The 12,001-nt window shown below is 57.4% G+C and carries 6 protein-coding genes; 1 reads left to right on the top strand and 5 read right to left on the bottom strand.

The window, feature by feature from the left end; translation table 11 throughout:
* Positions 1-109 precede the first annotated feature (109 nt).
* Complete coding sequence (locus KQI65_10710; protein MCB2205210.1) at positions 110-6,196, top strand: hypothetical protein; 6,087 nt, start codon at positions 110-112, stop codon at positions 6,194-6,196.
* On the opposite strand, the gene KQI65_10705 is transcribed toward KQI65_10710, so the two are convergent.
* The 5 genes from KQI65_10705 to rnc all read right to left on the bottom strand — a co-directional run bounded on the left by KQI65_10705 (position 6,197) and on the right by rnc (position 11,977).
* A complete protein-coding gene (locus KQI65_10705; GenBank protein MCB2205209.1) occupies positions 6,197-6,724 on the bottom strand; it encodes an HAD-IIIA family hydrolase in 528 nt (175 codons plus the stop codon).
* Positions 6,725-6,850: 126 nt separating this feature from the next.
* Positions 6,851-7,474 carry a hypothetical protein gene (locus KQI65_10700; protein MCB2205208.1) on the bottom strand — a complete coding sequence of 208 codons (624 nt, stop codon included), beginning with the start codon at positions 7,472-7,474 and terminating at the stop codon, positions 6,851-6,853.
* On the bottom strand, positions 7,474-7,962 hold the full coding sequence (locus KQI65_10695) for a hypothetical protein (protein ID MCB2205207.1): 489 nt from the start codon (positions 7,960-7,962) through the stop codon (positions 7,474-7,476). Before KQI65_10695 ends, KQI65_10700 begins: the two co-directional genes overlap by 1 nt.
* 207 nt (positions 7,963-8,169) lie before the next feature.
* Positions 8,170-11,046, bottom strand: coding sequence for an aminomethyl-transferring glycine dehydrogenase (gcvP, locus tag KQI65_10690; protein MCB2205206.1), 2,877 nt, complete (start codon positions 11,044-11,046; stop codon positions 8,170-8,172).
* 109 nt (positions 11,047-11,155) lie between these two features.
* Positions 11,156-11,977 carry a ribonuclease III gene (gene rnc, locus KQI65_10685; protein MCB2205205.1) on the bottom strand — a complete coding sequence of 274 codons (822 nt, stop codon included), beginning with the start codon at positions 11,975-11,977 and terminating at the stop codon, positions 11,156-11,158.
* Positions 11,978-12,001 lie beyond the last annotated feature (24 nt).

The following is a 12,001-nucleotide window of genomic DNA, read 5'->3' as shown; positions in this document are numbered from 1 at the left end:
CGTACGCATTTATCCCCTTTATGCGGGATACGGCGAGGAACAAATCCGATTTGGCTGAGTAGCAAAACTCAGTACGCCCGTTACCAATCTACAAGTCTGGAGAATTCTCATGCTGCTCGGCATTCGGCTCGTCTTCCTGTTTCTGATCACTGCGCCGGTCATGTTTCTCTCCTCCCAGTTCGTCGACGGAAACAACACGGCATCATACGCGAGGTATTTCATGTCTGAAGACTATTCCGAACAGTGGAAAGCGGTCGATAAGGCACTGGATGAAGGACTCCCCAAAACCGCCCTCGAACTGGTCGAGGCGATTTACACACGCGCAAAAACCGAAGACAATCAACCGCAACTGGTACGGGCGATCACGTATCGCGTCGCGCTGCGTGCTGTCATCAATGAGGAAGAGGAAGTCGTACTGGTGCGCGACCTGGAGAAGGAGCTTGAAGCCAGCAGCGAGTCGACCAGATCCATCCTTACCTCGATGCTCGCGGACATGTACTGGAATTACTACCAGGCCAACCGCTGGCGGATCAATGATCGCACACAGGTGGAAGACGCCCCGGAAGATGATTTCCGCAGCTGGGATGCCACGGTGTTCTTCGACACCACGGCCACACTGTACAGGCGTTCGCTTGCAGGCGCGGCTGAACTGCAGAAATTGCCGGTGAAGGACTGGCAGGAAATCCTCTATGGCGGAAATCTGAGCGGCAAGTATCGTCCTACCATGTACGATGTACTCGCCCATCGTGCGCTCGAATTTTTTGAGAATGACGAAGTGGATCTGCCCTCACCGCAGCAGGACTTCGAAGTGACAGACCTGCAAATGCTTGCCCCGGTCACAGTATTCATGCGCACGGAAATCACTTCCCCCAACCCGGCCAATCCACGCTACCAGGCACTGCGGCTGTATCAGCAGCTCCTGCGTTTTCATGCAGGACGCAACGATGCGACGGCGCTGGTGGATCTCGATCTCCTGCGTCTCGATTTTGCGCAGCGCATTACCTGGCATGAAGACAAGGACACGACCTACTACCAGGCTGTCCTGGCTCTGCATGACTCCTACAGGAATGAACCCATCTCCACGCAGGCCGGATACTATCTCGCTCGCTACCAGCATGAGCTCGGAAACTATCCGGCAGCCCTCGAGCGCTGCCGGACCGAGGATGCGCGCTTCCCCGACTCGCGCGGTGCGATCAACTGCCGCGCACTCGAGAGTGGCATTCTGCAGAAAGAAGTGCAGCTGACGGTGGAAGAAAGCATGAAACCTGACGCTCCCATTCTCCTGAGCGTCGGATGGCGCAATGTGAAGACGGTGTATTTCCGCGTGGTTGCGCTGCCTTCGCTTGATCGGCTTGCCCCACGACAGAATTATCGCGACCGCGATGAATGGCTCTCTGAATTGATCAATCGCAAGGCGGTCCATGCATGGACGCAGCAGCTGCCGGACAAAGGTGATTACAAACTGCATCGAAGCGATCTGCGGGCACCGGCGCTTCCCTTGGGGAATTACATGATTCTCATGAGTGCCGACAGGAAGTTCTCGCTGGATGAGAATGCCATCGCCTATGCAAATTTCCAGGTCACGCGACTCAGTCTGCAGAGCTTTCAGGAAGGACGGGGTGATCACTTTTTCTGGGTGATGGACGCCGTTGATGGACATCCCATCAAGGATGCGCGCGTGGAGATGTACACGCGTAAATGGCGTTCGTCGCAGAACAGTCACGAACTGGTACTCGAAGGCAGCAGGGCGACCGACGGCAACGGCAAGTTCGTACTCAATGCCGGTCGTCACCGCGACGGCGTGATGTTTCGCGTAATGGCGGGGAAAGACACCCTGACCATCGGCGAAAGTTTTTACGCCTGGCGATCCGGGCAGTCCAACACGCAGCGACGCACGCTGTTCTTTACCGACAGGGCCATTTACCGGCCGGGACAAACGGTGCATGTCAAAGGAATCGTGCTGGAAGGGAATCCTTCAAAGGCGGATTTCAAGGTTGTGCCGGATGTGACGAGCACGGTGGTGTTCTACGACGTCAATCACCAGAAAATTCATGAGATGGAGCTGCGTACAAACAGCTACGGTTCATTCAACACTACCTTCACCGTGCCCTCAGGCGTTCTCACAGGGATGATGCGCATCCAGAATAACTGGGGCTCCGCCGGTGTGCGTGTCGAAGAGTACAAACGGCCGAAGTTCGAGGCGGAGTTCGAACCGGTCAAAGGGAACTACGGCCTCAACGACATCGTGAAAGTCAGCGGCATCGCAAAGGCCTACGCCGGCTCGAATATCGACGGCGCCGATGTGTCGTGGCGTGTTGTACGGAAAACGCGCTATCCTTACTGGTACTGGTGGTGGCGTCCCATGCCACGCGGCGAGGACAGGGAGATCGCGCATGGCCGCGGGAAGACCGATGGTGATGGGCGCTTCACACTCGAGTTTGAAGCCATCCCGGACAAAAGCATCGATCGCTCGACGCTTCCGGTGTTTACCTATGAAATTACCGCCGACGTCATCGATATCAACGGTGAAACACACAGCGCATCCACAAACGTGAGCGCAGGGTATACGTCCATCGAACTCTCGCTCAGTGTCCCTTCCGTGATCGAACGCAGCGACGAGCAGACGCTGATGTTCCACGCACGCAATCTCGATGGACAGCCGGTTGCCGCGGACGGCACGGTCGTGCTGGAGAAACTCGAAACCCCTGACCGCATTCTCCGCAGTCGCTACCTTCCGGAGCCGGATACCTGGGTGCTCTCTGAGCAGGAGTTCCGCCGGGATTTCCCGCATGATATTTACCGCAATGAGAACGTGCCCGCGACCTGGGACGTCGAACGGCAGGTGATGGGTCACAATCTGCACATGGGAGAGGAAGGTGTCGACTCTCTTCGTCTTGCGGACCTCAATCCGGGCAGCTACCGTTTGACGTATTCCGTCAAGGATCCGTCCGGCGAAGACCTTACGCTGCTTCGCACGTTTACCGTGTTTGAAGAAGGTGCGGCACTTCCCGTTCCCACGGCAGAGTTCTTCGTTGCGCAGAAAACCACGGCGGAGCCGGGTGAGACGGCACGCTTCCTCTTTGGCAGCGGTTTCGATCGCGTGCACGCGCTGTACCGTGTCGACTTCCACGGAGAGACGCAGCGGGAGGAATGGCAAACGCTCAGCAGCGGTGCGAGGCCATATGAACTCGCCGTTGAGGAGAAACACCGCGGCGGCTTCTCTGCGAATGTCAGCTTCGTGCGTGACTACCGTCTTTATCAGCGCAGTGTCTCGATTCACGTGCCCTGGAGCAACAAACAGCTCTCCGTTGAGACCACGACGTTCCGGGACAAACTGCGTCCCGGACAGAAGGAGGAATGGAAGATCACAATCAAGGGTCCCGCTCGTGATCGCGTTGCGGCGGAACTCCTCGCCTCGATGTATGATGCCTCACTCGATGCAATCTACACGACTTCCTGGCCACGCTTCAGCTGGCCTTCGTACGCGCGCTACCTCAACATGGGTGCGCACAGCTTCGGCGGCGTCTCCGCGCAGCTGTACATCGATGACTGGAATACCGGCTATTCGTACTACTCACAGTCCTACGACAGACTGAATCTCTTCCTGCTCGGACAGGGGGGCCGCTATTACGGGCGGCACATGTACAAGTCGCAGCAGGCAATGGGCATGGGTTTTGGTTCAGGAGTGCAGGAAGATGCCATGGCGATGCGGGCTGCACCTGCAGCCGCCGAGATGGAGGCCGATGGTCTTGCGATGGGCAACCGGGCCGAGAAAAAGGAAATGGTGCTCGACGAGGAAATGCGTGACAAGGACGATGCGGGCGATCAGGGGGCCACGCAGGACGGCGCGCTCGACATGGTCAAGGCGCGTACGAATTTCAACGAAACCGCGTTTTTCTATCCCGACCTGATGACGGATGAAGATGGCAACGTGGTGCTTCGCTTTACCGTGCCGGAAGCCCTGACGCGGTGGAAGCTGCGGCTGTTCGCCCACACCCCGGATTTGAAAACCGGCTACCTGGAGAAGACGACGGTCACACAGAAAGAACTGATGGTCATGCCCAACATGCCGCGTTTCCTTCGTGAAAGCGACCGTGTCGTGCTCATGACAAAGATCAGCAATCTCTCCGACTCTGCACTGCAGGGAACGGTGACACTCAAGCTGTTCGATGCGTTGAGCATGCAGCCTGTGGACGAGAAGTTTTCGCTGCGCAATGCCGGGAGAAATTTCTCGGTCGAAGCGGGACGCTCCACCACCGCACAGTGGGAGATCAGTATTCCCGAGGGAAGCGGTCCCATCGTCTATCGCGTGGTCGCCCGGGCCGGGGATTTCTCCGACGGCGAGGAAATGGCGCTACCCGTGCTGCCGAATCGCATGCTGGTCACCGAGAGCATGCCGATGAACATTCGCGGGGGACAGACGCGCTCATTCACCTTCGAGAAACTGGTCAACAGCGCATCCTCTTCCACGCTCACGCAGCATCAGCTCACGCTGGAAATGACCTCGCATCCCGCGTGGTACGCCGTGCAGGCGTTGCCGTACCTGATGGAGTATCCCTACGAGTGTTCGGAGCAGGTGTTCAGCCGCTACTACGCCAACAGCATCGCCTCGCATATCGTCAACAGCAATCCGAAGATCAAGCGCGTGTTCGATCAATGGAAAAACACGGACGCCCTGCTCTCCAACCTGCAGAAGAACCAGGATTTGAAAATGCTTCTGCTCGAGGAAACCCCCTGGGTGCTGCAGGGGAAGGACGAAAGCGAACGCAAGAAACGTATCGCGTTGCTCTTCGATCTCAACCACATGAGCCAGCAGCTCGACAACGCCATGCTCAAACTGGAAAAGGCGCAGGCGAGCAATGGTGGATGGCCGTGGTTCCCGGGCATGCCCGAGAGCCGTTACATCACGCAGTACATTATTGCAGGATTCGGACACCTTGCCGAGCTCGGCATCACGCCGAAGGATGAGCGTGTGCAGCGCATGCTGCGCCGCGCCGTGCAGTTCATGGATGACCGCATGAATGCCGATTACATGGAGCTGAAAAGACGGGAACGCAGCTTCGACGAGGAAAAAGATTATCTCAGTCAGCTCGAAATCCAGTATCTCTATGCGCGCAGCTATTTCATGGCGCAGGATATCCCGTCACAGTATGACGAGGCTGTGAGCTTCTGGCAGAAGGAATCACGCAAGTGGTGGGCGCGCCGTGGCTATATGGCGCAGGGCATGATTGCCCTCGCGCTGCATCGCTTCAAGGAAAAGGATGTGCCGCAGGCTATTGTCCGCTCCCTTCGCGAACGCGCCATGCAGAATGACGAGATGGGCATGTACTGGAAATATGGTCGCGGCTGGTTCTGGTACCAGGCCCCGATTGAAGCGCAGGCCATGCTCATCGAAGTATTTGACGTCGTGGCGAATGACGGTGCAGCGGTGGATGAGATGAAGATCTGGCTGCTCAAACAGAAGCAGGTGCAGGACTGGGGTTCAACCGTCTCCACTGCGGAAGCATGCTATGCGCTGCTGCGGCGCGGCAGCGATCTGCTGGCGTCGGACAAACTGGTCGAAGTCACCATGGGCGGCGAGCGTATCGATCCGCGCGCCATGGGTGCGCAGGTCGAAGCGGGCAGTGGACACTATCGCATCGACTGGCATGGCGGGGAAATCAAACCCTCCATGGGAAATGTCACAGTGAAAAAGGAAGACAAGGGAATTGCCTGGGGCGCGGTGTACTGGCAGTATTTCGAACAGCTGGATAAAATCACCCCTGCGCAGACTCCCCTGCAGATTGAAAAGGAACTCTACCTGCAGCGAAACACCGATAAAGGTGTTGTGCTCGAACCGATTACGGAAGACAATGTGCTGAAGGTTGGCGATGTGGTGAAGGTCCGCGTGGTACTGCGCGTCGATCGTGACATGGAGTATGTCCATCTCAAGGATATGCGTGGTGCCGGACTCGAGCTGATCAATCAGCTTTCGGGATATCACTGGAAGGGTGGTCTCGGGTATTACGAAGCCCCGCGTGACGCCTCAGTGAACTTCTTCTTCCACTGGCTGAACAAGGGCGTGCACGTATTCGAGTATCCCCTGCGCGTATCACACGCGGGTGAGTTCTCGAATGGCATCTCAAGCATTCAGTGCATGTATGCACCCGAGTTCACTGCGCACACGGCTGGAATACGAGTGACTGTCGCGAAGTAATTAATAGTGCTGCATGCTGCGGAGGGTGATGATGGCTTCGGCAAAATCACGAAACGCACCGTTGCCGCCCCGCCAGGCGCACACGTACTGGGCGACGTCGAGCACCTGTGGCATGGCATCGGCAGGGGCCGCTGTCAGTCCGCGTTCACCGAGGACATCGAGAATTTCGAGGTCGTTTACGTCATCACCGATATAGGCGATTTCTTCGGTGGTCAGTCCGGTGTCGTGGCGGATGCGATCGAGAGCGGCGACCTTGTCCTTGATACCGAGATAGAGATGCGGCAGGCGCAGCTTTTCGGCACGCCGCTTGAGATTCATGGATTTCTCGCCGGTGATGATGCCACTGTGGACGCCGAGCAGTCCGAGGCGCTCCATCCCCATCCCGTCGCGTATACTGTAGCGCTTGACCGCTTCGCCTTCGGGACCGTAGTATACACCGGTATCGGTGAGCACGCCGTCGTTGTCGGAAAGCACGAGGCGAATGCGCCGGGCGCGGCGTACGGCTTCTTCGAGTGAGAGATGTTTCAGGCTGCCGAGCAGCTGTGGGAGTATCGAGTGGCGGGGCAGTTTTTCCATGCAGGCAAATTACCGGTCCCCCGCAACACATGCAATTGATGTTCATGTGAGCTGACTGATACACAGAGGCTTTTGGTGTCAGGATTCTTCGGGATTCTCGACAGTGAGGGATTCCACCCAGAACACCTCGCAGGCGCCATCACCCGTATCATCCCTGCGGGTAGATGAAACCCAGTGCCACCCCCCGTCACTGGTCACCTTGACAAGATATCCTTTCATGTGTACGACGCTGCCCTCGTGGACTTCATCAACCATGTCCCACACCTCATCGTTGGCGGGCAGGATATGCACGTTTGCGCTGCTCTCTTCGATTTCCTTGCGTGGGATGGGCATCAGGTCGGCCACACGCCATTTGTACCAGCGGTGTCCCTGTGAGATGTCCAGTTTATCGATGACGAAACTGTCGGACATGCGTCCCCAGCCGAGTGCAAAATCGACAGGGGAGAGATCCGACTCCTTACCGCTGCCGTAATTCTTCCGGCTCAGTACGCGTGCCCGGATGTCATAGTCCGCCAGTGCCGTAATCATGAAGTCATCTTTCAGCCAGGGGGTGCTCCTCGTTGGCGCGGTCTGAATCGGGAGTTCGGGACAGAGTACGCCTTTCTCCCATTCCATCACAGGGTCGGGCCAGAAAAGCCAGACGGTACCTGCGAGAAAAACTGCGAGAGCACTGAACAGTATCAGGCGTGAGCTGGTCTGCATTACCGTGAGGTGGATTTCGATTTTACAGGTTTGTTGTCTTCGAGGAAACGCTCGAGCTCATCCGCTTCCTCCTGCGTCTCAGCGACTTCAGGAATGGGCACAACGATGACCGCACCGGCCTGGGGGTCACCGGGATCCGGTACTTCGAAAAGGCAGCGCACCTTGCCGTCTATGACGAGGGCGGCTTCACGTCCCCGGGACCGTGCAAAACGTCTCCAGCGGGCCTCTTCCGCTCCGGTCAGCGTGATGTACAAATCGAAGAGATCGGTTTTCCCGGGCTTCACCTGGAAGCGGGAAATGTTCTTTCCCGAGAGGACCGGATCGCCGAGGCGAATTTCTTCGCCGTCGCGCGTTTCATAACGGAGTGCGAGCGGGTCGTCGGCCTGTACTTCGCGGATCTCCAGGAAGTCGGAAAACGCGGGACGGTTCGGGGTACTCGAACAGGAAAAGAACAGGAGAGAGAGAAAGAGGATGGCAGGGATACGCATGTGACTCCTCAAATCTGGGCGGGATTTTTTCGTGCGCATACGGCAGCAGGCACTATGTTACGGACACGCGTGCAGAAAAACAATCTGCCTATCATCAGTGTGCCTAAAAACAGAACACCCGTATGCAGAAACTGCATACGGGTGCTGAAACGATTATGCACATTCTGCATAATTTTTCTTTCGAAAATATGCAGAAACTGCATATTTCTAATCCATGTAGCTCTCGATCGGGGGACAGCTGCACATAATATTCCTGTCACCGTAGCTGTTGTCAATGCGCGCCACGGGGGTCCAGAATTTCCTCTCCTTCACAAAGGGCAGTGGGTAAACGGCCTTGCTGCGGGAATACGGGTGCGTCCACTCATCCGCCAGAGCTTCCGGTGCCGTATGCGGTGCGTTGCGCAGCACATTGTCTTCGGCATCCGCCGTACCGTCGATGATCTCCTGGATTTCCTTTCGGATCTCCAGCAGGGCATCGGCGAGACGGTCGAGTTCCACGCGCGATTCGCTTTCGGTCGGCTCGATCATCAGTGTGCCGGCGACGGGGAAGGCCAGTGTGGGGGCATGGAAACCGTAATCGATCAGACGCTTCGCGACGTCCTCAGCTTCGATGTGATACTGTTTGAAGGGACGCAGGTCGAGGATGAATTCATGCGCGACATGCCCGTTCTTGCCGGTATAGAGAATGCGGTACTCGTTCTCCAGCCGTTTCTTCAGGTAGTTCGCATTGAGGATGGCGAAGCGGGTTGATTCGGTCAGACCCGAGCCGCCGAGCATCTTGATGTACCCGTAGGAAATCGGCAGGATGCTGGCGCTGCCCCATGCGGCGGCGGCCACGGCGGAAATGTGCTTCGTGCCGCCTGTGGATGTAACCACATGACCGGGGAGGAAAGGTGCGAGATGCGAGGCCACGGAAATTGGCCCCATGCCCGGACCACCACCGCCATGCGGAATGGCGAAGGTTTTGTGAAGGTTGAGGTGACAGACGTCAGCGCCGATGATGCCCGGACTCGTGAGCCCAAGCTGCGCATTGAGATTTGCTCCGTCCATATACACCTGTCCGCCGTTCTCATGCACGATTTCGCACATCTCCTTGATGGATTCCTCGAACACGCCATGTGTTGAAGGATAGGTGACCATCAGCGCGGAAAGCGTATCACGGTGCTCCTGCGCTTTTGCGCGCAGATCGTCGACGTCTATGTTGCCGCGTTCGTCGCAGGCGACGATCACGACGCGTGCGCCGGCCATAACCGCACTGGCGGGGTTGGTGCCATGCGCCGAGGAGGGGATAAGAACGACGTTGCGCTCGCCTTCTCCGTTGGCGATGTGATATGCACGGATCACCATCAGCCCGGTATACTCACCCTGTGCGCCGGAATTCGGCTGCAGTGAGGTCGCGGTAAGTCCGGTCACTTTCGTCAGCATCTCTTCGAGTTCGGTGATCATCATGCGATATCCCTCGGCCTGTGCCGCGGGAACGAAGGGATGGATCGCCGCGAACTCGGGCCACGAAACCGGCAGCAGCTGCGTGGCGGCGTTGAGCTTCATCGTACACGAACCGAGCGGGATCATGGAGTGGACCAGGGAGATGTCACGGTTTTCGAGCGACTTGATATAGCGCATCATCTCGGTTTCCGACCGGTTCATATTGAAGATCGGATGGGTGAGATAATCGCTCGTACGCGTCAGCTGCTCAGGAAAGGCCACGGGAAGATCATCATAGAGATCGGATGGCGCGACGAAGTCTTTGCCGGCAACTGCCGCAAAGACACGGAGAATCTCGTCGACGTCTTCATCCGTCGTAGTTTCATCGAGTGCAATGCCGACATGATTGGCATCGATGTAATGGAAATTGATTTCCGCACTTTCCGCTGCGGTGCGCACGACAGCGGCATCGGCTTCCACGAGCAGTGTGTCGAAATAAAGATCGTTCAGCTGCTTGAATCCGAGGGTGCGGAGTCCCTTCTCCGTCGCTGCGGCCAGGGTATGCACACGGGTAGCGATCTGACGGATGCCTTCCGGACCGTGGTATACGGCGTACATGCCGGCCATGACGGCGAGCAGTGCCTGGGCGGTGCAGATGTTGGATGTGGCCTTTTCCCTGCGAATGTGCTGTTCGCGTGTCTGCAGCGTCATGCGATAGGCGCGGTTGCCATGGCGGTCGACAGACACGCCGATGATACGGCCCGGGAGCTGGCGCACGTACTGCTGACGTGTGGCGAAGTACGCAGCGTGGGGACCGCCGTAACCCATCGGGACGCCGAAGCGCTGTGAATTCCCGACGACGATATCGGCGCCGAGCTCACCCGGTGATTTCAGCACTGCAAGCGACAGCAGGTCTGCGGCGAACACCACCAGAATGCCCAGTTCGTGCGCCCGTGCGATGACATCGGTGTAGTCCTGCACTGCGCCGCGTGCGTTCGGATACTGCAGCAGTACACCGAAGTAGGAATCATCGAGCTGCGCCTCGGCGATGTCACCGACGACAAGTTCGAGTCCGAGCGGTTCTGCCCGTGTACTGAGAATGTCGAGTGTATGGGCGAACACGGTGTCCGCGACGAAGAACTTGTTGCTGTGCTTGCGTGCTGCACTGCGCTGCACAATGCCCTGCGCCATGGTCATCGCTTCCGCGGCGGCCGTCCCCTCGTCGAGTAGGGAGGCATTGGCCATTTCCATGCCCGTCATGTCCGCGATCATGGTCTGGAAATTCAGGATGGCCTCGAGGCGTCCCTGGGAAATTTCCGCCTGGTACGGGGTGTACGAGGTGTACCAGCCCGGGTTTTCAAAAATATTGCGGCGAATGACACTCGGGGTATGCGTACCGTAGTACCCGAGTCCGATCCACGATTTCCACACACGGTTGCGGGATGCCATCGCACCGAGTGTTCTCAGGTAGCGAGGCTCACCCATGCCCGGAGGCATATCAAGCGGGTCTTTCATGCGGATGTGCGCGGGCACGGTCTGGTCAATCAGTTCATCAAGAGAAGAGAGCCCCATGGTCTGCAGCATCTCCTGCTCTTCTGCGATACTCGGACCGATGTGCCGGGTTTCAAATGGCGTTTCGTACAGTTGATTGTTTTTCATGGTATGAGGCGAAGACATTTGAATAGAGGTGAATGTATACTCTGGAATCGTGCAGCGGTGCTTATAACAGCACTGCTGTTCTCGTGCCGCTGCGCGGAACGGAATGCTCTCAGGAGTCTGAGCCGCTCCCTTTCTGCTGTAGGAATGCCAACGCACGGGAAGCCGCGTTCTGTTCCGCGGTCTTTTTATTTCCCCCCTTTCCCGTGCCGGCGGGAACGCCGCCGACCTGTACTTCAACAGTGAAGACAGGGTTGTGATCGGGCCCGGATTCGTCAATGGTCACATATCGGGGCGTGCCCATTCCCCGTCCCTGGGCATACTCGAGCAGCCGGCTCTTATAATTTTCATCGCGTACCATCCGGCTGTTGCTCAGGGTCTTGAGCAGATGTTCGTTAATGAAAGCCCGTGCGGCATCGTAGCCGCCATCGAGGTAAATCGCAGCCACGAACGCTTCGACGGCATCCACAAGAATGGAGTCGCTGCCGTCTTCGATAGACTGCAATGCGCTCGGACTGAGCAGCACAAAATCTACGAGCTGGAGGTTGCGGGCGCATTCCCCGAGTGCTGCGCGGCTGACGAGCCTGGATCGCAGCTTCGAGAGTTCGCCCTCTTCGGCTTCGGGAAAGCTGTGATAAAGGTATTCCGCGACGACGAGGTTCAATACGGCATCCCCCAGAAACTCCATACGCTCGTTCGACTGCAGCTGTCCCGGGGGACACAGTTGCAGGTAAGAGCGGTGAATAACTGCCTGGAGGAAAAAATCTTCTTCCCGGATGCGGTATCCGGTGCGGCGGGTGAATTCCACGCGGTCAAATGTTGCAAACGCCGAGAGAGCAAGGCGCTCCTCCTCCTGATCAATATCAGGAGGAGGGAATGCAGCGCGGGATTTCGAGGTGCTACGTGAGAGAAGCGAACGAAAAATTCGAAGCATACTCAGATTTCTTGAGCAATGCCC

Source organism: bacterium (assembly GCA_020444325.1).
Classification (GTDB): Bacteria; Bacteroidota; Ignavibacteria; order SZUA-365; family SZUA-365; genus BM516.
The sequence above is the reverse complement of the archived record's forward strand: the minus strand, read 5'-3'. Positions and strand labels throughout refer to the sequence as shown.